A 26,320-nucleotide genomic window follows, 5' to 3' on the forward strand; every position below is an offset into this window, starting at 1 on the left:
TCGGTTTTGTTCAAGCCGGGAACGCAGCCCGCCTCGTAGCCTCGCTCTCGTCCCGATCAAGTGCGGAAGAACGGTGAAAGCCGCAGGCACTCGCGGGACCGACAAATGACGCGATGCACCACCATCCGAGCGCACGACGGGTGGGGAAGGCCGCGCGCGCACTCTGGAAACACCTAGGAGGGAAAAATGGCGGAAACGGCGACCAAACCCAATGGAAGCAATGGCGCGCATGTCACGGCGAAATTCGACGCGGTGGTTGTTGGAGCCGGCGTCGCCGGGCTCTATCAGCTCTACCGTTTGCGCGAACAGGGATTAAAGGTCAGGGCAATTGACGCGGGCGCAGGCGTGGGCGGCACCTGGTATTGGAATCGCTATCCCGGCGCCCGCTTCGATTCAGAAAGCCACATCTACCAGTATCTGTTCTCCGAGGAGCTCTACAAGGGATGGAGCTGGAGCGAGAAATTCCCCGGCCAGCCGGAAATCGAACGCTGGCTCAACTACATCGCCGACCGCCTCGATCTGCGCAAGGACATCCAGTTCGGGACGATCGTCAAAAGCGCCCATTTCAATGAGGCCACACAGCGCTGGCTGGTCACGACCGACAGGGGTGACGTGATCGACACCCAATTTCTGATCACCTGTTGCGGCATGCTCTCCGCCCCGCACGTATCGTTCCCGGGACAGGAGACGTTCAAAGGGCAGTTGTTCCACACGGCGCGCTGGCCCAGGGAGCCGATCGATTTTGCCGGCAAGCGCGTCGGCGTCATCGGCAACGGCGCAACCGGCATTCAGGTCATCCAGACCATCGCTGGCGAGGTCGGTCATCTGAAGGTCTTTATTCGCACGCCGCAATACATGATTCCGATGAAGAATCCCAAGTACAGCGCGGCAGATGCGCAGGCTTACAAGTCAAAATTCCAGCACCTCACGGAGCGCCTGCCGCATACCTTCACCGGGTTCGAATACGATTTCGAGCACGCCTGGGCCGGCCTTTCGCCAGAACGGCGCAGGGAGGTGATCGAGGATTGCTGGAACGACGGCTCCCTGAAGCTGTGGATCTCGTCCTTCGCCGAACTGTTCTTCGACCCCGAGGTCAACGCCGAGATCTCCGACTTCGTGCGCGAGAAGATGCGCGAGCGACTGAAGGATCCAAAGCTGTGCGAAGCCTTGATTCCGGCCGACTACGGTTTCGGGACGCACCGGGTGCCGCTGGAGCAGAATTTCCTCGAGGCCTTCCACCGCCCCAATGTCGAGATCGTCAGCGTCAAGGCCAATCCGATCGAACGCGTGACACCCATGGGTATCCAGACTGCGGACGGGACGATCCACGAGCTCGACGTCATCGTTCTAGCGACTGGATTCGACGCCGGAACCGGCGCGTTGACGCGCATCGATATCAGGGGCCGCAGTGGCCGGTCGCTGAAGGAGGATTGGAGCAAGGATATCCGCACCACGATGGGCCTGCAGGTTCACGGCTACCCGAACCTGTTCACGACCGCGGTGCCGCTGGCTCCGTCGGCTGCGCTCTGCAACATGACCACTTGCCTTCAGCAGCAGGTCGAATGGATCGACGATTGCATCAGGTTCGTGCGCACGAAGAACCTGAAGGTGGTTGAGCCGACCAGGGATGCCGAAGACGGATGGGTGGCGCATCACGATGAGATCGCCAATGCGACGCTGATCGCGAAGACCAATTCCTGGTACCTGGGCTCGAACGTCGAAGGCAAACCGCGCCGCGTTCTGTCCTACTGCGGCGGCGTCGGCGCCTACCGGCAGAAATGCAACGAGGTCGCCGCCAGCGGCTACCTGGGCTTCACCATGAACTGAGTGCTCGCGAAGCGCTGCGTCGACGGAATTCATCCAATCCAAACGGGAGGACAACCATGAGCACGAATTTCGGTGCTGCTGCAGACGCCGTTCTCGACGGTGTCGTTACATCCACGCCGCGCGTGCCCGGCGTCGTCGCGATGGTGACGGACCGTTATCGCAACATCTACGAAGGTGCTGCGGGAAAAAGGCGCCTTGACCAGCCCGCCGACATGACGGCCGACAGCATCTTTGCCATCTTCTCCACGACCAAGGCGATCACCGGCACGGCCGTGCTGCAACTCGTCGAAGAGGGCAAGCTCGATCTCGACGCACCGGCCAAGCGCTATGCGCCGGACATCGGCAAGCTCCAGGTCATCGAGGGCTTTGATGCCGCGGGTGAGCCAATGCTGCGGGCGCCCAAGCGGGACATTACCACACGGATGCTGATGACGCATACCGCCGGTCTCAGTTACGATTTCATCAACCGCACCTATAACCGCCTGGCCGAGGAGAAGGGGCAGCCCAGCGTCATCACCGCTTCCAAAGCCTGCCTGATGACGCCGCTGCTGTTCGATCCCGGCGAGCGTTGGGACTACGGCACCAATCTCGACTGGTGTGGCCAAATCGTCGAGGCCATCGCCGGGCGCCGGCTTGGCGAGGTTTTCAATACGCGCATCTTCGAGCCGCTCGGAATCAAGAATATGACCTTCGAGCTGACGGAGGCCATGCGCGGCAAACTGGCCGGGATCCACGCGCGCGGCGCCGACGGCTCGTTGACGCCGATGGATTTCGAGCTCCCCGCCAACCCTGAAGTGCATATGGGTGGCCACGGCCTTTACGGCACGGTCGGCGACTACATGCGTTTCATCCGGATGTGGTTGAATGACGGTGCCGGCGAGCATGGTCGCGTGCTGAAGGCGGAGACCGTGCGCATGGCGGAGAAGAATCATCTCGGAGACAAGAAGGTGACACCGATCACCGGCGTCATCCCAGCGCTGTGCAATGATGCCGAGTTCTTCCCGGGCCAGTCAAAGTCCTGGGCGCTGTCCTTCATGATCAACGACCAGGAAGCACCCACCGGGCGTCCCGCCGGCGCCCTCGGCTGGGCGGGCCTTGCCAATCTGTTCTATTGGATCGACCGGCAGAACGGGTTCGGCGGGTTCTGGGCCACGCAGATTCTTCCGTTTGGCGATCCAACGTCATTCATCGGTTACATGAGTTTCGAGACGGCGTTTTATCAGAGCCTGAGGCAGCGAATGGCGGGTTAGGGACCCGGTAAGAACGGGACGAGGGGTGGAGAGAGCTCACGCCTTGAAATACGCGATCTGTGTCGAGGTCGCGAGCAGCCGGCCGTTCGGCGACCACAGCTCGGCGTTCTGATCGGCGTAGCTCTTGTGCATGATCTTCGAATCGGCCGTCGCCAGCACGCGCGTGATTTCCTCAGCCGCGAGCTCTTCGCTTTCGGTGTGGAAATATGTCGTCAGCGACACCGTGCCGAACGGCACCAGCTCGCGCCGCGCGTGGAAGATGCGGCCGAAGAAGGCGTCCGACATCGACATCAGCGACAACATGTCGAGCTTGCGCGGCGTGCGGTCGCTGATCCAGATTTTTGAATAGGTGCTGGCGGGTTCGGCCTGCGCTGGACCGATCCGCATCTCGCCCTCGACGAAGCGGAATTCGTACTGGTTGGCCCAGGAGGCCTGGATCCTCGGGAACGGCAGCGTCTCCTCGAACGGCTTTGCATCGGGATATTGCGCCACCCGGTGCTCCCAGGACGGTCGCCGCTCGGCGAACACCGCGGTGGCGAGCGTTGCGACCTCGCCGCCGCCTTGGCTGAGCTCGACGCTCCAGTGCTGGCTGGAGCGGTTGGCCTTCACCAGCCGCACATCCAGGTCAAACGGGCCTTTCGCGATCGGCGCGCAGTAGTTGACCGTGAGCGCCAGCGGATCGCCGGCGCGCTCCGGGTGGTCGATCAGCGCGCGCAAAATGGTCGCGGCGGTGGCGCCGCCGAACGGGCCGACAAAGGCCCAGTAATCGTCGCTGGTGTGCCCCTGCCAGCTGGAGTCGCCGGCAGTGACGCGGGTGGCATCGTCGAAGGGATGGGGAAGTCTTGCGTGCATTTTCGTTTCCGTCTGTCATTCCGGGGCGATGCGATGGGACCGCGTGGCGCGGGACGAAGCATCGAACCCGGAAGCTCGAGATTCCGGGTTCGGCTCTGCGAGCCGGCCCGGAATGACGGTCGTCATATCACAGCCATCGCGTGGCTGTGCAATTACCTGTCGGGTAACGCTTCCACGCCGCGGAAAAATCAGCCCGCGGCGTCGCGCAGGTTGGGCAGCAACGGCGTGGTCGGATTGACCGGCACGTTCCAGATCTCCTCGGCATATTCGCGGATGGTGCGGTCGGAGGAGAACCACGCCATGCGCGCGACGTTGAGGATGGAGGCGCGCGTCCAGGCCGGCGCCACCAGCCAGCGCGCATCGACGCTGCGCTGCGCCTCGTAATAGGAATCGAAATCGGCGCTGACCATGTAATGGTCGAGATAGCGCAGCGCGTGCGCGATCGATTCAAAGCGGCCGGGATCGCCGGGCGAGAATTCGCCGGTGCCGATCGCATTGATGGCGCGCTGCAGCTTCGGCGAGTTGCGGATCAAGTCGGAGGCGTCCAGCCCCTGCTTGCGCCGGATCATCACGTCGCCGGCCTCCATGCCGAAGATCGCGATGTTCTCCGCGCCGACATGGTCGCGGATCTCGATATTGGCGCCGTCGAGCGTGCCGATGGTGATCGCGCCGTTCAGCGCCAGCTTCATGTTGCCGGTGCCGGAGGCCTCCATGCCGGCGGTCGAGATCTGCTCCGACAGGTCGGCAGCGGGAATGATCACTTCGGCGAGGCTGACATTGTAATCGGGCAGGAAGACCACCTTGAGCTTGCCGCCGATCGCGGGATCGTTGTTGACGACCTCGGCGACGTCATTGATCAGCTTGATGATCAGCTTGGCGTAGCGATAGCTCGCGGCAGCCTTGCCGGCGAAGATCTTCACCCGCGGCACCCAATTGCCATTGGGGTTGTCCTTGATCGCCTGGTACAGCGCGACGGTCTCGATGACGTTGAGCAGCTGGCGCTTGTATTCGTGGATGCGCTTGATCTGCACGTCGAACAGCGCGGTCGGGTCGACCTTGATGCCGAGCCGTTCGCCGATCAGGCGCGCCAGCGCGGTCTTGTTGTGAAGCTTGACGCTGCGGAACTTCTTCTGGAATTCGACGTCGCTGGCGCGGGCCTCGATCAGCGAGAGCTGGGTCGGATCGTCGAGCACCGCCTCGCCGCAGGTCTCGCGCAACAGGTCGGTCAGCTTCGGATTCGCCAGCATCAGCCAGCGCCGGAAGGTGATGCCGTTGGTCTTGTTGGTGATGCGGCCGGGATAGAGGTGGTTGAGGTCGTGAAACACGGTCTCGCGCATCAGGTCCGAATGCATCCCCGAGACGCCGTTGATGCGGTGCGAGCCGACGAAGGCGAGCTGGCCCATGCGCACGCGGCGCCCGCTCTTCTCGTCGATCAGCGAGACCGAGGCGCGGAAGTCGATGTCGCCGGGGCAGCGCGCTTCGGCGAGCGCCAGATGCTGCACGTTGATGCGGTAGATGATCTCCAGATGCCGCGGCAGCAGCCGCTCGAACAGCTCGACCGGCCAGGTCTCCAGCGCCTCGGGCAGCAGCGTGTGGTTGGTATAGGAGAGGGTGGCGACCGTGATCTTCCAGGCCTCGTCCCAGCGGAAATTGTGCAGATCGACGAGGATCCGCATCAGCTCGGTGACGGCAAGGCTCGGATGGGTGTCGTTGAGCTGCACCGCGACCTTGCTCGACAGGCTGCGCAGCTGTCCGTCGGACGCAAGGTGCCGCTTGACGAGATCCTGCAGCGAGGCCGAGACGAAGAAATATTCCTGGCGCAGGCGCAGCTCGCGGCCTGCCGGGCTCTCGTCGTTCGGATAGAGGAATTTGCAGATCGCTTCCGCGCGCGACTGCTCGGCGGTGGCGCTGACATAGTCGCCCTTGTTGAAGGCGTCGAGCTTGAGCGGATCGGGCGAACGCGCCGACCACAGGCGCAGCGCGTTGACGTGCTGGCCCCGCCAGCCGACGATCGGCGTGTCATAGGCGATCGCCTGCACGGTCTCGCCCGGATGCCAGATCGCGCGGTCGCGGCCCTTGTCGTCGACATGCTCGACGCCGCCGCCGAAAAAGATGTCGTAGATCACCTCGGGGCGCTGCAATTCCCAGGGATTGCCGAAGCTCAGCCACTCGTCGGGATATTCCTGCTGCCAGCCCTGGTTGATGATCTGGCGGAACAGGCCGTAATCATAGCGGATGCCGTAGCCGATCGCGGGGATCGACAGCGTCGCCATGCTCTCCATGAAGCAGGCGGCAAGGCGCCCGAGGCCGCCATTGCCGAGCGCAGCGTCCGGCTCGCATTTGCGCAGCTCCGGCAGCGAGACGCCGAGATCGCCGAGCGCGACCTCGAAGATCTTGAGCAAGCCCATGTTGTTGAGCGCGTCGGTAAAGAGACGGCCGATCAGGAATTCGAGCGAGAGATAATAGACGCGCTTGCGGCCCGCGTCGTAGCTGTGCTTCTCGGCCGTGAGCCAGCGATGCACGACACGGTCGCGCAGCGCCAGCGCCGCGGCCTGGTACCAGTCGTGCCTGGTCGCCATGCCGGCATCCTTGCCGATGGCAAGGCGCAGCTTCGCCAGGATCGCGCCCTTGATCTCAGCCAGCGCGAGCTCGTCGATCGGCTGGCCGGGGGCGGGAAAACTGGGCTGGAACGATTGATCTTGCAAAGCCGTCACTTCCTGGTCGAACACACCACTAACCCTTACGCGTCTTGCCCCTGCACCGGAACTGCCACTGGAGCGGCCGTGCACTGCGCTGGCGCAAATTTATGCAAGGAACGGGCCGTTTGGGAACCCGGGCGAGCACGGAGAAACCGGGATTCGGTGCTAGATTGCGGATCAAATCAGCCATCAGTGTGGAGGAACATTCCCATGAGACTGCTGACGCGACTGCTGATCGAGATCGCCGCGGCGGCCCTGCTCGTCGTCTGCATCGGGACCCTCAGTGCCGCGTTTGCCGCCGGCAAGCCCGGTCGCAGCGCCGATGGCCTCAGCTGCGGCTTCACGGTCCCGCAGAATGCCTCGCCCGCGGCCCGCTGCGCCGCCATCAAGCGCCAATGTGGCGGCAAGTTCTATGCGAATGCGTGCGGCGACAGGCTGATGTCCGCGGCGAACTAAGAGACCGTCCGATATTCTGCGAATTCAAGCCGCCTTCGCCTGCACTGCATCGCAAAACTCGGCGAGACGATCTGCAAGTCGCAGCGTTGCCGGGCTCGCATCGGGCGAGGCCATCAGTGCGACCTCGGTCTTGTTGATCGGCGCAAAACCATCTTTCGCCGTCAGCACGCGGTGGTCGGACTGGATCGACATCTCCGACAAGATGCTGAGGCCCATGCCGGCGGCGACCGCGGCCTGGATCCCGGAGAGGCTCGACGAAGAATAGGCCATGTGCCAGGCACGGCCGATGCTTTCCAGTGCGTGGATGGCGCCGGCCCGGTAGAGGCAGCCGGTCGGAAAGCCGATCAGCGGCACGGACGCGGCGTGAACATCGACCGGATGGCTCTTGCTGGTGACCCAGTGCACCCGCTCCGGCCACACCGCGATGGCGCCCTTCTCGCCGGCCGCACGCTTGAACAGCGCAAGGTCGAGCTCGCCGCGTTCGAGATCGCGCGCCAGATGCTTGCTCTGGTCCGCGCGCACGTCGAGCCGCAGGCCCGGATGCGAGCGCGCGAACGCGCCCAGTAATTTGGTCAGCCGGTACGCCGCGAAATCCTCGGGGATGCCGAGCCGGATCGCGCCTTCGCCATCCGGCTGGCGCAGCACGTCGCGCGCCTCCTCGGCGAGCGAGAGCAAGCGCCGCGCATAGGAGAGCAGCCGCTCGCCGGCCTCGGTCGGGCGCACGGTCTTGCCGTCGCGGTGCAGCAGCACCTGGCCGATATCGTCCTCCAGCCGCTTGATCTGCTGGCTGACGGTCGACTGCGTGCGATGGACGCGCGCGCCGGCGCGGGTGAAGCCGCCGGCCTCGACCACCGAGACGAAGCTGCGCAGCAGCTCGAGATCGAGCATGGCCGCATCCATTCGAAAATCCACTGGCGTGGAGTTAATCATTTAATTTCCAAATGACAAGCGGACTCCCTAGATCGAGGCTCAGGAGAATGCCCCCATGTCGCTCGCCCCCTCGATTTCGGCCCCCCGCACCCGCTTCAACACCCTGCCGCTCGCCATCGGCCTGTTCTGCCTGCTCTGGAGCTACGCCTTCGTCGCCGGCAAGATCGGGGTCACCCATTGCCCGCCGTTGATCCTGCTCGCCGCGCGCTTCTCGCTCGCCGGCATTTTGATCCTGGGCGCCACGCTGATCCGCGGCGACAGCTGGTCGTTAACCTGGCGCGATGCGGCGATCTTCGCCGTGCTTGGGATCGCCAACAACGCGCTCTATCTCGGCCTCGGCTACACCGGCCTGCAATCGGTCTCCGCCGGCCTCGGCGGCCTGATCGTATCGGCCAATCCGGTCTTCACCGCCGCGCTCGCGACCCTGTTGCTCGGCGAGAGCATGACCTGGCGCAAGGCCGGTGGCCTCCTTCTCGGCATCACCGGCGTGACCTTGATCGTCTGGCATCGCCTGTCGGTCGGCACGGATTCCCTGCACGGCATCGTCTTCACGCTGGCTTCGCTCGCTTCGCTGGTCGCTGGCACCATCCTGTTCAAGCTGCTCGCGCCGAAGGGCTCCTTGTGGATCGGCAATGGCGTGCAGAACCTCGCGGCCGGCCTCGCACTTTCGCCGATCGCGTTCAGTTTCGCCGACGTGCACGCGATCGACTATACGCCGGGCCTAATCGGCGCCTTTGCGTTCCTTGTGCTGGGCGGCTCGATCCTCGCCTACTGGCTCTGGTTCCATCTCCTGAAAGTGTGCGGCGCGACCGCCGCCAGCGCCTATCATTTCCTGATGCCGCCGCTCGGCATGGTGTTCGCGTATCTCGTCCTTGGTGAGCACGTCGAGGCCCGTGATTTGCTGGGCATCATCCCGGTCGCGCTCGGCATCTACCTAGTGACGCGCCCTGCAAAGCCTGTCTCGTAAGAGGAGAGTTCTCTCGTGCCCATTTCCATCACCCTGATAGGCGGCCCGACCGCGCTGATCGAGATCGACGGCTTCCGCCTGCTCACCGACCCGACCTTCGATGCGCCCGGCGCCTACCAGCTGCCGCATGTGACGCTGGAGAAAACCATCGGTCCCGCGTTGAAAGCCGATGCGATCGGCCCGGTCGATGCCGTGCTGCTCAGCCACGACCAGCATTCGGACAATCTCGATCATTCGGGCCGCGACTATCTCCATAAGGTCAAGCGCGTGCTGACGACGGAGGCGGGCGCGAAGCGCCTCGGCGGCCATGTCGAGGGCCTTGCGCCCTGGAGCACGACGCATCTGAAGGATAGCGACGGCAACACCCTGACCATCACCGCGACGCCGGCGCGCCATGGCCCGGCTGGCATCGAGCCGCTGTCGGGCGACGTCATCGGCTTCGTGGTGGCGTCCAGCCGGAAGGACACCAGCACGGTCTATATCAGCGGGGACACCACCTGGTTCGACGGCGTCGCCGAAGTCGCGCGCCGCTTCAAATGCGGCGTGGTGCTGCCCTTCGCCGGCGCCGCGCAGACGCGTGGGCCGTTCCACCTCACCATGGACACCAACGACACCATCGAAACGGCGCGCGCCTTCCCCGATGCGACGATCGTGCCCGTGCATACCGAAGGCTGGGCGCATTTCCGCCAGAACAGCGAGGATCTGCGCAAGACGTTCGACGTGCTCGGTTTCGGAACGCGGCTGCGGCTGCTGGAGCCGGGCGTGCCGACGGTGATCCAGGCGCCGTGAGCCTCACTGTCGTGCCCCGGCTTGACCGGGGCATCCAGTACGCCGCGGCGGCCGTTGCGAGAGCGAGCTCCCTAACGCCGGCCTCTGGAATACTGGATCGCCCGGTCAAGCCGGGCGACGACGAGCGGAGAGAGTGGCGCGCGCCGCAATGACGGCAACTAATCCTTCCGGAACACGATCGACGCCATCCATCCCGTCATCAGCGCCATCGCGGCGGTGACGAGGCCATAGATCAGCCCGTTGTGCCTGGCGGTGGTGGCGACGAATTGCTCGAAGCCGACCTTGACGATTTCGAAGGCGGTCTCAGTCTTGCCGATGAACGAGCCGTTCGCAAACAGTCTGATCTCGACCTCGTAGGTGCCGATCGGCACCTCCGCCGGCAGCGGAATGCCGGTGCGGAACAGGGTCGGCGTCAGGAACGTGACGGCGCTCGGATCCTCGCGATAGAGCCCGCGCTGGGTACGCAGGCGGATGAAGGCCGAGCGGAACGCGTCGTTCGGCACCACGTCGGCATAATCGCCGCCGACCCGTTGCGTCAGCAGCACGTTGTTCAGCCCGATCTGTTGCCGCCGCGCGATCTCGGGCGAGGTGATCGCCTCGAAGGGACGGTTCGCGAACAGCGCCAGATAGCTCGGCACCTGCAGGAACTGCCGGTAGTCGGTGTTGATCCAGATGCCGAAGGTGCGCTCCTTGCGCCGTGTCACCATGTCGGCGCGCGGGCCCATCACGGTGACGACGAGGTCATAGGCCGTGCGATCGGCGGGTGTCGTCGCGTCCTTCTCCACCGAGCCGAACAGCACCAGCTCCTCGCCGGAATAGTTCGGTGTCACCGTGACGCGGTGGTTGGACACCGACACGATCAGACGCTCGGCGCGCGCTGCGGAGCCGAGCAGCAGGACGAGCAGGAGTGCGAGAGCTGCGCGCATCATCCGCTCACTCCCAGCTCGCGGATGGTGAAGAGATCCTCAGGCCGGATCACCAGCTCGATCGCGAAGCGGACGCCGACCGAGAGGATCAGGAGGCCGAGCAGCAGCCGTAGCTGCTCGCCGCGGATCTTCTGCCCGGCGCGGACGCCGAACTGCGCGCCGGTGACGCCGCCGACCATCAGGATCAGCGCCAGCACGGCGTCGACGAGGTGATTGGTCACCGCGTGCAGCATGGTCGCGAACAGCATCGTGACGAGCGTCAGCACCATCGAGGTCCCGATCACCGTCGAGGTCGGCACCCTCAACAGATAGATCATGATCGGCACCAGGATGAAACCGCCGCCGATGCCCATGATGGCGCCGATGAAGCCGATCATGATGCCGACGATTACCACGGGGATGACCGAGAGATAGATCTTCGAGCGCTTGAAGCGCATCTTCAGCGGCAGGCCGTGAATCCAATTGTGCGTGCGTCGTGGCGGCAGCGCGCCGCGCCGGGTCCGCATCAGTGCGCGCAGCCCTTCCGAGAACATCAGGCTGCCGACGGTGCCGAGCAGCACCACGTAGGAGAGCGCGATCATCAGATCGAGCTGGCCGAGCGCACGAAGCTGCGTGAAGGTCCACACGCCGAGCGCCGTGCCGGTGACGCCGCCGCAGAGCAGGACGCTCGCCAGCGCCGGGTCGATCGCGCGCCGCCGCCAATAAGACAGTGCGCCGGAAAAGGAGGAGGCCGCGATATGGCTCGTGACCGAGGCGACCGCGACCGCCGGCGTGATGCCGATGAAGATCAGCAGCGGCGTCATCAGGAAGCCGCCGCCGATTCCGAACATCCCCGAGACGAAGCCGACCGCGGCGCCCATGGCGAGCACCAGGAAGACGTTGACGGGAAGATCGGCGATCGGAAGATAGAGCTGCATCGAAGGACCATACGCCGGCGAGACGGATCGATTGTCGCGGAATGCTCGCGGGAAGGTCGGAACGATTGCCGCGCCCCTCAATAGCGGAATTCGGAGCCGGGAGGGACCCGGAATTTCGGGCGTGGTGAATGTTGACGTGAACGAGACCCGATCGTTGCGATAACGCGAGATGCGCTCCCTCCCCCGCTTGCGGGGGAGGGTTGGGGAGAGGGTGTCTCCTCTCGCGAGACCCCCCGAGAGGCAAGAGCCCTCACCCGCGTCGCTTCGCTCCGCGACCTCTCCCGCAAGCGGGAGAGGTGCACCGCGCGCGCGGCTCGTTCTGTCTGTCTAAAGCAATTCGCCTTTAATGCGCCGCCGAGGCCGAGCGCTTGGTTGCGACTTGCTTCGGCGCCGGCTTTGCATTCGCCTGCGGCGCGCTGTCCCAGCCGCCAGCGGGCGCCGTGACGTTGACGGCGTCGTCGGGCTGCGGCTCGGCGCTGAAGGTCTGGATCGCGAGCTTGGCGGCCGCGAGCGATTGCGGGTCGAGACGCTTGGCGACGTCGTCGCGCTTGCCGGAGGCGTCCGCATCACCCTGGGCAGCTGCGAGGCTGAACCATTTGTAGGACTCGGCGAGGTTCTGTTCGACGCCGATGCCGCGGGCATAGAGGATGCCGAGGTTGAACTGGCTGTCGGCGACGCCGCGATCGGCGGCCTTGCGGAACCACTGCGCCGCGCTCTTGTAGTTGGCGCCGCGTCCGCCGCCGTCGGCGTCGAGCACCGCGAGATTGTGCATCGCCTTGGCGTTGCCGCGCTCGGCGGCCTGGGTGTAGTAGCGGCGGGCGATGTCGGCGTCCTTCTTCACGCCGAGGCCCTTCTCGTAGAGCGTGCCGAGGCGGAAGGTCGCGGGCACCACGCCGGCCTGCGCCGCGCGGTCGTACCATTTGGCAGCTTCGTCGTAATTCGTGGCAACACCCTTGCCTTCGGCAAAGCGCAAGCCGATCTCGTAGGCCGCGGTCGCATCGCCCTTCATCGCGGCGGTGCGCAGCACCGGGCCGCCGATGCCGTCAGGCAGCTTTTCGCTCGGCGGCACCTGGATCATGCCGAGCTTGGCGCGGCTCGTGCCCGACAGCGCGCCGGTGACGTCGCTGCTCGTGGCAGGCGGCGGCACGGATGCGGCGGGCGCCGGCGGAATTTCGACCGAGGCCGAGTTGCCCGAATTGGCGGCGGGAGCCGGCGCGGCGTTGTTCTGGGACTGCCGTCCAATCGGCGTCGGCGAGGTCATCGATGGCGTGACCTGCTCGGGCGTGGCGGGCTTGTTCTCGATCACCGGCGGTGGCGGTGGGGTCTGCGGCGCCGGCTGGCTCAACGTATTGTCCATGGCCTGCGGCGCCGGCGGCGCGCTGCCCTCGAGCAGGTTCATCGCCATCTTGAAGGTGCCGAGCACGATCACGACCACGCTCGCGCCGACCAGCAGCGAGCGGATCTTCGAGGTGATGGTCGAGCTGCCGTCCTTGCCCTTGTCATTGCCGCGATCGGCGCCGGCCTTCGCACCACCCTTGGCGCCGCGCGCCGGCTTTTCCGGCTGCGCGGCGGCGGCCTGGGCGGCGCGGCGGGCGGCTGCGATGAAGCTCGACGACGACACCGGCTCTTTCGGCGCGGCGGGAATGTCGCTGATCGCGCTCTCGGAGGCGGCGATGCGCTCCGATGGCGTGGCGAGGCGTCCACCCGGCCGTGTGCCCGGCTCGAGCGGATGATCCGGCGGCAATTCCGGCGCGAGCGCGGTGCGCGCGGGCGCCGTGTGCGGCTCCAGGATCTCGCTGATCGCGCGCGGCGGCACCGGTGGTGCCGACGGAACCGGCGGCGGCGCGGCGGGGCTAGCAGCATGGAATTCACGCGGCGCGGCGGAGAAGGCGGCTTGGGCGAAGGCGCCGTGGGCCTGTTGCTGCGCGTGGGCCTGTTGCTGCGCGGCGGGGTTCGGCAGCTCCGGCTTCGGATCGTATTTCGGTTGCTGCTGGGCTTGCGGCCGCGGCTCACGCGCCATCGGCGGCGCGGGCTCCATGGGAGCGGCCATCGGCATGGGCATTGGCGCGGGGGCCGGCGGCGCGGTGCGCACCGCGCGCAGATCGCCCTCGATCATGGAGAGGCGATCGACGACATGGCCGAGCGCGCTATGGACGGCGTCGAGCGAGTCCTGGGTGCTGCGGTTGGTCTCGGCCTGGCTGAAGCGGATGTCGGACAGCTCGCGCTTGACCAGATCGACCACGCCGGAATCGGCCGGTGCTGCGGAGCTGCGGCTCTCGGCCAGCGCGGAATAGGTCGCCTGCTGCCGCTCGAGGTGACGCAGGATGTCGTGCAGCCCGTCCTCGACGCGGCTCAAATTGCCGTTGCGCGGATCGGCGGCGGCTTCGATCCGCTCCAGCAAATACGAGACGCGCTGTTCGAGATGCGCAAAGGTCGAGGCCGAATCGTTGCCGACCTGCATGCGGTCGAAGCGGTCCGACAGCGCGCGGATCGCCGATTCCAGGTGCTCGGTGCTCTCGGCCGGCTGAGGCCGCTCGCGCGTTTCCAGCGCCGCGGTGAGCGCCGCAATGCGCTGCTCCAGCACCGCAAAGCTGTCGCCCTGGCCGGAGGCGCGGGTGACCTGGTCGACCTTGGACGACAGCAGCTGCACGTCTTCGGACAGGCGTGCCAGCGCTTCGTTGGACGCGACGTTGGAGACGATGCCGCGCAGGGCGGTGATCGCGCCTTCGAGCTGGCGCACCGTCGAGGGATCGTCATTGGCGCGCAGGATCAGGTCGAGCTTGGCGCCTAGATTGCGGATCGCCTCGTCATAGCCGGTGAGCTGCTCGGCCGGTGTCAGCGTGCGCAGCACCTGCTTGATGTCGGACAGCGCGTGCTCGATGCCCGACAGGACCTGGCCGTCGGTGCCGTTGGAACGCGTCTCGTCGATCCGGCGATGCAGCGAGCGGATTTCGTTCTCGATCGATTCGATCGCGCGCCGCGGCATCGCCTCGGTGATGGCGGCGCGGATCTCGGCAAGCTCGCTGCGGAAGGCGTTGATCGCCTGCTCGGTATTGTCGGGGCGCTGCAGCGACTCGATCTGGCTCGTGATCTTGAGCAGATGGCGCTCGAGCGCGGAAAAATCCGGCCCCGGCTGCGGTGGCGGCGGAGCATAGGCAGGCGCGGGTGGCGCCATCGGAGGTGCGTAAGGAGCGGCCCAGGGAGCAGCATTGGGCGCGATCGAGGGCGCGGCGCGCGGCGGCATCTGCCGCGGCGTGAAGCCGTCGAGCTCGCTCTGCCGCGCGGTGATCTCGGCGACGGCGACGTCGAACGAGGCGGGGCTCAGGGGCGGGGCGTTGCGATAGACCTGCGCCGCCGCGCGCTCGACCGCATCGGCCTGGCGCTGGCGCGTGTCGGCCGGCGCCGGGCGCGGAGCCGGGGGCTGCTGCGGTTGAGGCTGCGGCCGGGAGATTTGCGACAGCCGCGCATCGAGACGCGAGATCGCATCGTTGAGCTGGCGCGCGACGCCCTGCTCGCGCGAGGCGTCTGGCCGCGAAGGGTCCTGCCGCGACGAATCCTGTCGTGAAGTATCTTGGCGCTGCGCGGGCTTGGAGATCCGCTCGATCTGCTGGGTGATCGCGTCGAGCCGCTGGTGGATGTCGGCGACTTCGCGGCTTTCCTGACTCGGTCCCCGGGTTTGAACGTGCGGGGCTTGCGGACGCTGGTCGTAAGGTTCGCGAAAGTTCGGGGGAGCAGTTTCGCCGAGGGTGGAGTTCAGCCAATCGTTGAGTGACATGCCGGCGCGACGCGCAGCAGCTTCGGCCCGCTCCCTGACGGATGGATCGATGCCGTCAACACTCCACGATACGCGCGAATTCATGACTCTGTCCGGTTCCGACTCCGGCGCCCCACCCGGCGCCTCCAGCCTCCCCTCGCGTGCCGGTTGCAAAGACAATCGGATTTGGCGCGGGTCGTCTGCCTCGAAAACCGACTTTTTCCTGTTACGGTAAATAACGGGTTAAGGAACGCGAGCCCGGTGTCTTAAAGTTGGGCGGCGGGAACTGGGGCACGCCGGAAGCGGCGTCATTGCATCCTTCGCGACCTGCCGCCGCCATATACTCCGCTGTCATCGCCCCCGAAGGCGGGCGATCCAGTACGCCGCGGCGGCTCGATTCCAGCCGCGCTGCCTCGGAGTACTGGATGCCCCGCTTTCGCGGAGCATGACACCGGTAAATGTGGTGACAGTCTCCTGTCGGGTCGGGCCACCCCTCAGCCCTTCCCCTCGCGCTTGCCATCCTCCAGCGGCACCACCGTGGCCTTGCCGGTCATCGCCGACAGCGCATCGAGCGCCTCCTCGCAGAAGTCGGCGACCATCTGTTCGTGGCGGGCCCCTAAGCGGAGCAGGAGCAGATTGCCGAGATCGAGCCGGCCTTCCGCCGTGCCCTCCGGAAAGCGCTTCTTCAGGATGCGCTCGTAATTGGCGTGGCGGTCGCGATGGTGCTCCAGGCGGGCCATCAGGTCGGTGCGCAGCGGCTCGATGTCGATGCTGTCGAGCGCATGGAGGCGGACCAGCAGATCGTCCTTGGTGGAGGCTGGCGTGCTTGGTCGCGCGGCCCAGTGCCGCAGCGCTGTTCGCCCCTCCGGAGTGAGCGTATAAACCAGCTTGTTGGGCTTGCCCGATTGCACGACCTCGCGGCCCTGGATGTGGCCGCGGTCGCGCAGCTTGGAGAGCTCTCGGTAGATCTGCTGGTGGTCGGCCTTCCAGAAGAAGCCGATCGAGGAGTCGAACGTCTTGGCGAGTTCGTAGCCCGTCATGGGGCGTTCCGTCAGGCATGCGAGGATTGCGTCGCCCAGTGCCATGACCGGCCTCCTTCTTCTTCGACCTCGACCAACCCGCTTGACTTTATGCGCATTGGCGCATATGCGTCAATGTGCATATGAGGCGTTCAGGGACGGGCTGAAGATCCGACCCGAAAAACCCAGCGGAATCAATCAGCACGCTACTGTGCATGGGGTTGTTTTCGCGTTTTTTGCCAAGGCCTTTAGGGAGGCATCCTGGAATGACCGGCCTCGACTCCTGGTACGGCTACATGAAGTCCCACGACCGCACCGCGCTTTGGGACTTGCTTCATCACGACGCCGTTTTCGAAAGTCCCGTCGTGCATTCGCCGCAGCGCGGGCGCGACATCACTTTCAAATACCTCTCCAGCGCCGAGAAGGTGCTCGGCGGTCCCGGCTTCACCTATGTTGGTGAGTGGACCAGCGAGCGCGGCGCCGTGCTCGAATTCAAGACCATGATCGACGGTATCGAGATCAACGGCGTCGACATCATCAGCTTCGATGCCGAGGGACGCATCACCCATTTCAAGGTGATGGTGCGTCCGCTCAAGGCGATCAACATGCTGCATCGTCTGATGGCGGAGCAGTTGGCCGCCCAATCATGACCCTGCCCTGAGGTTGCAGAACCCGCTAAGCTCGCGGGCACGGCTGCGCCGCAAGGACCGTTCAGAGCATTCCACCACTTCAAGGCCCATTGCCGGGAGAACCCCATGCCGATCTACAAAGCCCCCGTCGAAGACGTGAACTTCCTGCTCAACGACGTCTTCCAGATCGACCGCTACGACAATCTCGCCGGCTTCTCCGATGCGTCGAGCGATGTGCGCGAAGCCATTCTGGGCGAAGCCGCCAAGCTCGCCGAAGAGGTGCTGCAACCGCTCAATCGTGTCGGCGATCTCGAAGGCTGCAAGCGTGCCGATGACGGCAGCGTCACCACGCCGAAGGGCTTCAAGGACGCGTTCAAGCAGGTTGCCGAAGGCGGCTGGCTCGGTCTGTCGGCGCCGACCGAGTTTGGCGGGCAGGGCCTGCCGGTGACGCTGAGCCAGGCGGTCAACGAATTCCAGATCTCCGCCAACATGGCGTTCTCGATGTATGGCGGCCTCACCATGGGCGCGACCGCGGCGCTGATCGTTCATGGTTCGCCCGAGCAGAAGAAGACCTACGTGCCGAAGATGGTTGCCGGCGAATGGACCGGCACCATGAACCTGACCGAGCCGCATTGCGGCACCGATCTCGGCATGCTCCGCACCAAGGCGGTGCGCCAGGCGGACGGCAGCTTCAAGATCACGGGCACCAAGATCTTCATCTCGGCCGGCGAGCACGACCTTGCCGACAACATCATCCACCTCGTGCTCGCGCGCATCGAAGGCGCGCCCGCCGGCATCAAGGGCGTGTCGCTGTTCGTGGTACCCAAGTTCCTTGTGAATCCGGATGGCTCAGTCGGTGCCCGCAACGGCGTCGTCTGCGGCTCGATCGAGCACAAGATGGGCATCCACGGCAATTCCACCTGCGTGATAAACTACGACAGCGCCACCGGCTGGCTGATCGGCGAAGAGAACAAGGGCATGCAGGGCATGTTCGTGATGATGAACGAGGCGAGGCTCGGCGTCGCCGTGCAGGGCCTCGCGCAGTCCGAGGTCGCCTATCAGAACGCGGTCGCCTACGCCCGCGAGCGCATCCAGGGCCGCGCGCTCACCGGCGCCAAGGCGCCGGACAAGCAAGCCGATCCGATCATCGTGCATCCCGACGTGCGCCGCACGCTGCTCTCGATCCGCGCCTTCAACGAAGCCGCGCGCGCCTTCGTGATGTGGACTGCGCTGAAGAGCGACGTCGCCCATCGCTCGGAAGACCCGAAGGACCGCCAGGCGGCCGACGACCACATGGGCCTGATGACGCCGGTGCTGAAGGGCTTCCTTACCGATTACGGTTTTGCCAACGCGGTGCAGGCGCAGCAGATGTATGGCGGCCACGGCTACATCGCCGAGCAGGGCATGGAGCAGTTCGTGCGCGATGCCCGCATCGCCATGATCTATGAAGGCGCCAACGGCATCCAGGCGCTCGACCTCGTCGGCCGCAAGCTGCCGCGCGACGGCGGCCGCGCCATCATGGCCTTCTTCGGCGAGGTCATGGCCTTCGCCAAGGAGAATGGCGGCGACGAGGCGCTAAAACCCTTCATCGCGCCGCTCTCGGCCTCGCTCGGCCATCTCCAGCAGGCCACGACCTGGCTGATGCAGAACGCGATGGCGAAACCTGACAATGCCGGCGCCGCCGCAACCGATTACCTGCATCTCTTCGGCTTCGTCGCGCTCGGCTACATGTGGGCGAAGATGGCCAAGGTGACCAATGCCAAGATTGCCGAGAGTGGGGCGACGCCCTATCTCTCCACCAAGCTCGTCACCGGCCGTTTCTTCATGGAGCGGATGCTGCCGGAGACCGCCGCCAATCTCGCGCGCATCCAGGCCGGCTGCGCCACCATCATGGAATTGCCGGCGGAAGCGTTCTGAGCCTGCTTCCGCTGCCTGCTCCCAATCGTATTGAACATCACATCAGGAGGGCGTCATGCCTGAGGCATTCATCTACGACCACGTTCGCACCCCCCGCGGTCGCGGCAAGGCGGACGGCGCGCTGCACGAAGTCACGGCGCTCGCGCTCGCGACCGTGCCGCTGAAGGCGCTGAAGGACCGCAACAATCTGCCTGAGGATTCCGTCGACGACGTCATCCTCGGCGTGGTCGATCCGGTCGGTGAAGCCGGCTCCGACATCGCGCGTTTCGCGGCGCTGAAAGCCGGTCTCGGCGAAGCCGTGCCGGGCGTGCAGATCAGCCGCTTTTGCGCCTCCGGCCTCGATGCCGTGAACTTTGCCGCCGCGCAGGTGATGAGCGGGCAGCATGAGCTGGTGATCGGCGGCGGCGCGGAATCGATGAGCCGCGTCGGCATCGGCGCCTCCGGCGGCGCATGGCCGATGGATCCCTCGATGGCAGTCCCCGCTTACTTCATGCCGCAGGGCGTCTCGGCCGATCTGATCGCCACCAAATACGGCTTCTCGCGCGACGACGTCGATGCCTACGCCGTGCAGAGCCAGCAGCGTGCGGCGAAGTCCTGGGAGGAAGGCCGCTTCGACAAGTCGATCGTCCCGGTGAAGGACATCAACGGCCTCACCATCCTGGCCAAGGACGAGCACATGCGTCCCTCGACGACGATGCAGTCGCTGGCGCAGCTGCAACCCTCGTTCACGATGATGGCGCAGATGGGCGGCTTCGACGGCGTCGCGGTGCAGTCGCATCCCGAGATCGAGCGGGTCAATTACGTGCACCACGCCGGCAATTCGTCGGGCATCGTCGACGGCGCCGGCGCCGTGCTGCTCGGCAGCAAGGAGGCTGGTAGCAAATACGGCCTGAAGCCGCGTGCAAAAATCCGCGCGTTCGCCAATATCGGCTCGGAGCCGGCGATGATGCTGACCGGTCCGGTCGACGTCACCGAAAAGCTGTTCGCGCGCTCCGGCATGAAGAAGTCGGACATTGATTTGTTCGAGCTCAACGAAGCCTTCGCCTCGGTCGTGCTGCGCTACATCCAGGCCTTCGACATCGACAACGCCAAGATCAACGTCAATGGCGGCGCCATCGCGCTCGGCCATCCGCTTGGTGCAACCGGTGCGATGATCCTCGGCACCGTGCTCGACGAGCTCGAGCGCACCAACAAGTCGACCGCCCTGGTGACGCTGTGCATCGGCGGCGGCATGGGCACCGCGACCATCATCGAGCGGGTGTAACGAACTGCCGTAGGGTGGGCAAAGCGAAGCGTGCCCACCACTGCTCTCGTCGCGAATGATGGTGGGCACGGCGCAAGAGCGCCTTTGCCCACCCTACGAGACCCCATCAACCGCCGCGCCTGAGATTGGCTGCGGCACCGAGGAGCAACCAACATGTCGTACAAGAATTTCAAGGTTGAGACCGACGCAGACGGCATCGCGCTCGTCACCTGGGACATCCCGGGCCGTTCGATGAACGTGCTCGACGAGACCTCGACCAACGAGCTCGACGCCATCGTCAAGGCGACCACTGCGGATGCCGCGGTGAAGGGCGTCGTCATCACCTCGGCCAAGGAAGCGTTCTGCGCCGGCGCCGACCTGTCGATGCTCGAGGGCATGAACCAGGCTTACGCGAAGGTGTTCAAGGAGCAGGGCGAGACCGCCGCGAACCAGATGCTGTTTGACCAGAGCCGACGCTTCTCGCTGGTGCTGCGCTCGATCGAAACATCAGGCAAGCCATGGGCGGCCGCGATCAACGGGCTCGCGCTCGGCGGCGGTTTCGAAATCACGCTGTGCTGCCACTATCGTGTCGCCGCGGAGAATCCCAAGACCCGGCTTGGCCTGCCCGAGGTCAAGGTCGGCCTGTTCCCGGGCGCCGGCGGTACGCAGCGCGTGCCGCGCCTGGTGCCGCCGCAGGACGCGATGACGATCCTGCTCAAGGGCGATCCCGTCACGATCGACAAGGCCAAGGCGCTGAACCTGATCCACGCCATCGTACCGGCCGCCGATCTCGTCAAGGCGGCAAAGGACTGGATCAAGGGCGGCGGCAAGGCGATCGCGCCCTGGGACGAGAAGGGTTTTAAGCTGCCCGGCGGCCCGGTGTTCTCCAAGGCCGGCATGATGATGTTCCCGGCCGGCAATGCGATCTATCGCCGCGAGACTTACGACAATTATCCGGCCGCGCGCGCCATCATGAGCTGCGTCTATGAAGGCCTGCAGTTGCCGATCGACGCCGCGCTTCGCGTCGAGTCGCGTTATTTCACCTCGGTGCTGCGCTCGAAGGAAGCGGCGGCGATGATCCGCAGCCTGTTCCTGTCGATGCAGGAGCTCAACAAGGGTGCGCGCCGTCCGAAGGACGTGCCCGCAACCAAGGTGAAGAAGATCGCCGTGATCGGCGCCGGCTTCATGGGCGCGAGCGTCGGCTACGTCTCGGCCCGCGCCGGCCTCGACGTCGTCCTGATCGACCGCGACCAGGAGAGCGCCGACAAGGGCAAAGCGCACGCGCAGAAGGTGATCGAGGATCAGATCAAGAAGGGCCGTGCCAAGCCCGGCGATGCCGAAGCGCTGCTCGCGCGCATCACGCCGACCGCGGACTATGCGGCGCTGAAGGACGTCGACCTGGTCATCGAGGCGGTGTTCGAGGATCGCAAGGTCAAGGCCGATACCTTCGCCAAGGCGCAGGAGCACATGAAGCCCGACGTGATCTTCGCGTCGAACACCTCGACGCTGCCGATCACCTCGCTGGCTGAATCGTTCAAGGATCAGGGCAAGTTCGTCGGCATCCACTTCTTCTCACCGGTCGAGAAGATGATGCTGGTCGAGATCATCAAGGGCAAGAACACTGGCGATCTCGCACTCGCGACCGCGCTCGACTACGTCCGGCAGATCGGCAAGACGCCGATCGTCGTCAACGACTCCCGCGGCTTCTTCGCCAACCGCTGCGTCGGCCGCTACGTCGCCGAGGGCAACGAGATGTTCCTCGAGGGCGTGCCGCCGGCAATGATCGAGAACTGCGCCAAGATGGCCGGCATGCCGGTCGGCCCGCTCTCGCTCTCCGACGAAGTCGCGCTCGACCTCGGCCTCAAGATCATGAAGGCGACGGAGGCCGATCTCGGTCCCAACGCCATCAATCCCGACCAGAAGAAGCTGATGGTGGAGTTGGTCGAGAAGCAGGGCCGGCTCGGCCGCAAGAACAGCAAGGGCTTCTACGACTATCCTGAAAAGGGCAAGGGCCAGAAGAGTCTGTGGCCGGGTCTGTCGGCGCTGCAGCCGAAGCAGCTCGACCCTGACACGCTCGATATCGAGGAGCTGAAGCAGCGCTTCCTGGTGGTGCAGGCGGTGGAAGCCGCGCGCACGGTCGAGGATCACGTCATCACCGATCCGCGCGAAGCGGATGTCGGCTCCATCCTCGGCTTCGGCTTCGCGCCGTTCACCGGCGGCACGCTGTCCTATATCGACTTCATGGGCCCGAAGAAGTTCGTCGAGCTTTGCCACAAGCTGGAAGCGAAGTATGGCTCGCGCTTCACCCCGCCGAGGCTGCTCGAGGAGATGGCGGCGAAGGGCGAGACCTTCTATGGCCGCTTCGCGCCGAAGAAGGCGGCGGCCTGACGAGCAGCCTGTAGCCCGTACGGAGCGGAGCGAAATCCGGGACCAGTTTTTCAACTCGCGAGAGCACCCCGGATTACGCTTGCGCTCCATCCGGGCTACGCAGAAACAGGAAAGGCCGGATCGTCGATCCGGCCTTTCTATTTGCAGTCGTCGAACGGTTAGAAAACGCCGCTGCAAACCCGTCCAGCCGCGCTCGCTCCGCCCTGGCACCGCTCTTGCTGACGATCCGTCGGATGGCTCGTCAGCATTGAAGGTGTCCCGCAATGATCCCCACGGTGTCTCAAGTCAGCGCAGCCGGCGTTGCCGTAAGATACGCCCCCCTCTTGCGGCTGGGGCAGCCGTGGCCGCGGCGCAGGCTCTTCCGGCGGCGCAGAAAGCTCCCCTCCTGGGTCGGCATGGCGCTACTCGTTCTCTTCATCGACATGGCGATGGCCGCGCTGGCCTGGGTCGCCGTCGACGTCGTCCTGCACTGAGAGCTCGCCTCTGTGCACGTAGAGCGTCGCCGCCAAATAGGCGACCTGGCCGGCAACCAGGCAGCCGGCGACGATGGGAATGCCCGTCCAAAATCCAAAGCCCGAGGTCTGAAGGACCGTTGCGACGAGGATCGCGGTCGCCGGCGAGACCAGCAACAGACTCCCGACTCGGAAGAAGAGTCCCGCCGCCAAGCCGGTGATCGTGCTCGCAAGCAAGAGGAGGAGTACGGTTGTCACGAGAGCTTCCCAGTTCAGGCCGCATCGCGGTACATGGCTGAAATTGAGCCAACTGGATTGCTCTCACAACGATGGTGATCTCTGCCGCACACACAAGGCGGAGTTATTGTTAACTCCGACAATGCTCGTAAAATTGATGCCCAGGACATCGCGAACCTCCGGGCTTCCGCAACCGCTTCAAGCAAAAGAGCCGGATCATCGATCCGGCTCTTCGTCGTCCCGACTGTCGTGCGCTGGTCTTACTTCGCCTGCGCGAGGCCTTCCTTCTTCAGCGCTTCCTGCACCTGCGGCCGCGCCTCGACGCGGGCCTTGTAGGCGGCAAGGTTCGGCATCGCCGAGAGGTCGAACTTCATCCGCTCGCCCCAGGTCAGCATCGTGAACAGATATCCGTCGGCGACCGTGAACTGCTTGCCCATGAGGTAGTCGCGGCCGGCGAGCTGGCTGTCGATGTATTTCAGCTTGCCCATGACGCGATCTTTGAAGAAAGCCTTGGCTTCGTCGTTCAGGGCCGGCGCGAACAGCGGACCAAAGCTCTTGTGCACCTCCGAGGTGAGGAAATTCAGCCACTCCAGCAGCTTGTAGCGCTCGGAACTGCCATGGGCGGGCGCCAGCGCCTTGCTTGATGCCTGATCGGCGATCATCTGGACAATCACCGGGCCTTCGGTCACGATCTCGCCGCTGTCGAGGCCCAGCGCAGGGACCTGGCCCTTGGGGTTCAGCTTCAGATAATCCTCACCATTTTCGAGCTTCTTGGCCCGGATATCGACCTTGACCAGCTCGTAGGGCAGGCCGGCTTCCAGGAGCGCGATGTGGGGGGATAGCGAGCAGGCACCGGGCGAATAGTACAGTTTCATGGAATTTCCTCCTCTTGACGCTTGGTTCGGCGGAAAGAACGACTACATGCAGCTGCTTGTAACAGTCAATATTGATGCAGCTGCATCAAATGGGGTAAGAGACGGGCGACGAGCTTGAGCGGGACCATGAAACGCAAACCATCGACCGAGGCGACTTCCGCCTGGATCCGCCTGATGCGGGTGCAGAGCCGCGTGCTCGATTGCGTCGAGCAGGATCTGAAGAAGGCCGGCTTCCCGCCGCTGGCATGGTATGACGCGCTGCTCGAATTGTCGCGAGCTCCCTCGGGCGAACTAAGGCCAGTGGAACTCGAACGGCAGATGCTGATCCCGCAATATTCAACCTCGCGCCTGATCGACCGCCTGGTCGACGAGGGCCTCGCCTCGCGGCGCGAATGCAAGATCGACAAGCGCGGCCAGTTCGTCGAGATCACGGAAGCCGGCCGCGAGCTGCAGAAGCGGATGTGGAGCGCCTATTCGGCTGCGATCGAGAAATATGTCGGCTCGAAACTGTCCGATGCCGATGCCGTCAAGCTCAGCGGTCTGCTCGACCGCCTGGGCTGCTCGTGCGGCGAGATGAAACTGCCGCCCGTCGCCAACGTCAACGAAACCTCGCCGTCGCGATGATCGCGCGGCACACCAGCTCGTCCGTGCACCCGGTGGGTTCGCGGACCATCCCGTCACCCGCGCGCGTTCGATCGAAGCGCCTTTTGATTAGAGTTTGATATGGCGCGAGACCAGATCGATATGACGCCGCTGCAGTCGCGCGACGAGCTCGTTTCGTGGTTCGAGGAAGGCTGCAAGGACCCGTCCGAATTCCGCATGGGCACCGAGCACGAGAAGACGCCGTTCACGCTCGAGGGCCACCGTCCGGTGCCTTACGAGGGTGCGCGGGGAATCGGTGCGTTGCTCGAAGGCATGAAGCTCCTGCTCGGCTGGGAGCCGATCATGGAGAAGGGCAACATCATCGGCCTCTACGACGTCACCGGCGGCGGTGCGATCTCGCTCGAGCCCGGCGGACAGTTCGAGCTCTCCGGCGCGCCGGTCGAGAACGTGCACCAGACCCAGAGCGAGCTGATGGCGCATCTTGCACAGGTGCGCGAGATCGCAACGCCGCTCGGCATCGGCTTCCTCGGTCTCGGCATGACGCCGTCCTGGTCGCGCGCCGATATCCCGGTGATGCCCAAGGGCCGCTACAAGATCATGACCAACTATATGCCGAAGGTCGGCCAATACGGCCTCGACATGATGTACCGGACCTGCACCGTGCAGACCAATCTCGACTTCTCCTCCGAAGCCGACATGGTCAAGAAGCTGCGCGTCTCGCTCGCGCTGCAGCCGGTCGCGACCGCTTTGTTCGCCAATTCGCCGTTCACCGAAGGCAAGCCGAACGGCTTCCTCTCCTTCCGCTCCGAGATCTGGCGCGACACCGACAATGCGCGTTCCGGCATGATGCCGTGGGCATTCGAGGACGGCATGGGGTTCGAGCGCTATGTCGACTACGCGCTCGACGTGCCCATGTATTTCGTCAAGCGCGGCGAGGAGTACATCGACGTGTCGGGCTCCTCGTTCCGCGCGTTCTTCGACGGTCGCAACAACAACCTTCCCGGCGAGCGTCCGACCCTGTCGGACTGGGCCAACCATCTCTCGACGATCTTCCCGGAAGTGCGGCTCAAGCGCTATCTCGAGATGCGCGGCTCCGACGGCGGCCCGTGGGGCCGGTTGCCGGCGCTGCCGGCGTTCTGGGTCGGGCTGCTCTATGACGACGTCGCGCTCGATGCGGCCTGGGAGATCGTCAAGCACTGGAGCGCGCCCGAGCGTCAGGCCCTGCGCGACGACGTGACGCGCTTCGGCTTCAAGGCGCGGATCAAGAACCGTTATCTGTTCGAGATCGCCAAGGAATGCCTGGTTCTGGCGCATGCCGGCCTGCGCCGGCGCGGCCGGATCGACCAGCTCGGCCGCGACGAAACGCGGCACCTTGAGCCGCTCGACCGCATCATCGATTCCGGCCGGACGCCGGCCGAGGAAATGTTGGACAAGTTCAACGGTCCCTGGAAGGGCTCGGTGGAACCGGCCTACGCGGAATACGCGTTCTAGGACGGTCAGGGATTCAGCCGTTCATCGCCCATACAGGTTTGCGGCGATCAAATGACCGGCTGAAAAAACCTGAACGTCGTCAATAACTCGAAAGCTGTT

The 26,320-nt window shown here is 65.0% G+C and carries 20 protein-coding genes; 11 read left to right on the top strand and 9 right to left on the bottom strand.

All coding sequences use genetic code 11. The annotated features are described in order from the left end of the window. The first annotated feature begins 186 nt into the window (after positions 1–186). Entirely contained in the window at positions 187–1,827 is a 1,641-nt protein-coding gene (locus tag GGD66_RS15180; protein WP_183258245.1) for an NAD(P)/FAD-dependent oxidoreductase, read from the top strand. A 56-nt stretch (positions 1,828–1,883) separates the two neighbouring features. Further along, positions 1,884–3,077, top strand: coding sequence for a serine hydrolase (locus GGD66_RS15185; RefSeq protein WP_183258372.1), 1,194 nt, complete (start codon positions 1,884–1,886; stop codon positions 3,075–3,077). 36 nt (positions 3,078–3,113) lie between these two features. Here the strand turns inward: GGD66_RS15185 and GGD66_RS15190 are convergent, their stop codons facing one another. Together GGD66_RS15190 and GGD66_RS15195 are read right to left on the bottom strand one after the other, a co-directional pair. Further along, positions 3,114–3,929 carry an acyl-CoA thioesterase II gene (locus GGD66_RS15190; RefSeq protein ID WP_183258246.1) on the bottom strand — a complete coding sequence of 272 codons (816 nt, stop codon included), beginning with the start codon at positions 3,927–3,929 and terminating at the stop codon, positions 3,114–3,116. 188 nt (positions 3,930–4,117) lie between these two features. Beyond that, a complete protein-coding gene (locus tag GGD66_RS15195; RefSeq protein ID WP_177237083.1) occupies positions 4,118–6,634 on the bottom strand; it encodes a glycogen/starch/alpha-glucan phosphorylase in 2,517 nt (838 codons plus the stop codon). 204 nt (positions 6,635–6,838) lie between these two features. Here GGD66_RS15195 and GGD66_RS15200 point away from each other — a divergent pair, with 204 nt between their 5' ends. Then, complete coding sequence (locus tag GGD66_RS15200; protein WP_177237082.1) at positions 6,839–7,084, top strand: hypothetical protein; 246 nt, start codon at positions 6,839–6,841, stop codon at positions 7,082–7,084. Positions 7,085–7,108: 24 nt separating this feature from the next. Here the strand turns inward: GGD66_RS15200 and GGD66_RS15205 are convergent, their stop codons facing one another. Beyond that, on the bottom strand, positions 7,109–7,972 hold the full coding sequence (locus GGD66_RS15205) for a LysR family transcriptional regulator (RefSeq protein ID WP_177237081.1): 864 nt from the start codon (positions 7,970–7,972) through the stop codon (positions 7,109–7,111). Between the two features lie 97 nt (positions 7,973–8,069). On the opposite strand from GGD66_RS15205, the gene GGD66_RS15210 reads away from it, so the two are divergent. After that, positions 8,070–8,981, top strand: coding sequence for a DMT family transporter (locus tag GGD66_RS15210; protein WP_183258247.1), 912 nt, complete (start codon positions 8,070–8,072; stop codon positions 8,979–8,981). A 15-nt stretch (positions 8,982–8,996) separates the two neighbouring features. Then, a complete protein-coding gene (locus tag GGD66_RS15215) occupies positions 8,997–9,770 on the top strand; it encodes an MBL fold metallo-hydrolase (protein ID WP_018316372.1) in 774 nt (257 codons plus the stop codon). A 158-nt stretch (positions 9,771–9,928) separates the two neighbouring features. Here GGD66_RS15215 and GGD66_RS15220 read toward each other — a convergent pair whose 3' ends face one another. The 4 genes from GGD66_RS15220 to GGD66_RS15235 form a co-directional block, all read right to left on the bottom strand. After that, positions 9,929–10,699: a TIGR02186 family protein gene (locus tag GGD66_RS15220; protein WP_183258248.1), complete on the bottom strand. Its 771-nt coding sequence runs from the start codon at positions 10,697–10,699 to the stop codon at positions 9,929–9,931. Further along, positions 10,696–11,613: a sulfite exporter TauE/SafE family protein gene (locus tag GGD66_RS15225; protein ID WP_026201657.1), complete on the bottom strand. Its 918-nt coding sequence runs from the start codon at positions 11,611–11,613 to the stop codon at positions 10,696–10,698. The genes GGD66_RS15220 and GGD66_RS15225 overlap by 4 nt, the downstream gene beginning before the upstream one ends. Before the next feature lie 343 nt (positions 11,614–11,956). Then, positions 11,957–15,472: a tetratricopeptide repeat protein gene (locus GGD66_RS15230; protein ID WP_183258249.1), complete on the bottom strand. Its 3,516-nt coding sequence runs from the start codon at positions 15,470–15,472 to the stop codon at positions 11,957–11,959. 389 nt (positions 15,473–15,861) lie between these two features. Then, a complete protein-coding gene (locus tag GGD66_RS15235) occupies positions 15,862–16,452 on the bottom strand; it encodes a PadR family transcriptional regulator (protein ID WP_092255855.1) in 591 nt (196 codons plus the stop codon). Positions 16,453–16,652: 200 nt separating this feature from the next. On the opposite strand from GGD66_RS15235, the gene GGD66_RS15240 reads away from it, so the two are divergent. From GGD66_RS15240 to GGD66_RS15255, 4 genes are all read left to right on the top strand, one after another. Beyond that, entirely contained in the window at positions 16,653–17,036 is a 384-nt protein-coding gene (locus tag GGD66_RS15240; RefSeq protein WP_183230482.1) for a nuclear transport factor 2 family protein, read from the top strand. Positions 17,037–17,141: 105 nt separating this feature from the next. Then, positions 17,142–18,932, top strand: coding sequence for an acyl-CoA dehydrogenase C-terminal domain-containing protein (locus GGD66_RS15245; RefSeq protein ID WP_183258250.1), 1,791 nt, complete (start codon positions 17,142–17,144; stop codon positions 18,930–18,932). Positions 18,933–18,987: 55 nt separating this feature from the next. After that, positions 18,988–20,196: an acetyl-CoA C-acetyltransferase gene (locus GGD66_RS15250; protein ID WP_183258251.1), complete on the top strand. Its 1,209-nt coding sequence runs from the start codon at positions 18,988–18,990 to the stop codon at positions 20,194–20,196. Positions 20,197–20,349: 153 nt separating this feature from the next. Further along, the gene (locus GGD66_RS15255) at positions 20,350–22,563 is read left to right on the top strand and encodes an FAD-dependent oxidoreductase (protein ID WP_183230479.1); all 2,214 of its coding nucleotides are present in this window, start codon (positions 20,350–20,352) and stop codon (positions 22,561–22,563) included. A 401-nt stretch (positions 22,564–22,964) separates the two neighbouring features. Here the strand turns inward: GGD66_RS15255 and GGD66_RS15260 are convergent, their stop codons facing one another. Continuing rightward, positions 22,965–23,273: a hypothetical protein gene (locus tag GGD66_RS15260; protein ID WP_143109044.1), complete on the bottom strand. Its 309-nt coding sequence runs from the start codon at positions 23,271–23,273 to the stop codon at positions 22,965–22,967. A gap of 239 nt (positions 23,274–23,512) precedes the next feature. Continuing rightward, the gene (gstA, locus tag GGD66_RS15265) at positions 23,513–24,127 is read right to left on the bottom strand and encodes a glutathione transferase GstA (RefSeq protein WP_092255839.1); all 615 of its coding nucleotides are present in this window, start codon (positions 24,125–24,127) and stop codon (positions 23,513–23,515) included. Between the two features lie 126 nt (positions 24,128–24,253). Here gstA and GGD66_RS15270 point away from each other — a divergent pair, with 126 nt between their 5' ends. Next, a complete protein-coding gene (locus GGD66_RS15270) occupies positions 24,254–24,751 on the top strand; it encodes a MarR family winged helix-turn-helix transcriptional regulator (RefSeq protein ID WP_018316363.1) in 498 nt (165 codons plus the stop codon). 99 nt (positions 24,752–24,850) lie between these two features. Further along, positions 24,851–26,221 (top strand): glutamate--cysteine ligase, encoded by a 1,371-nt coding sequence (locus GGD66_RS15275; RefSeq protein ID WP_028139831.1) that lies wholly within the window; start codon positions 24,851–24,853, stop codon positions 26,219–26,221. The last annotated feature ends 99 nt before the right edge of the window (positions 26,222–26,320 follow it).

The organism is Bradyrhizobium sp. CIR48, assembly GCF_014198315.1.
In the GTDB taxonomy this organism is placed as follows: Bacteria; Pseudomonadota; Alphaproteobacteria; order Rhizobiales; family Xanthobacteraceae; genus Bradyrhizobium.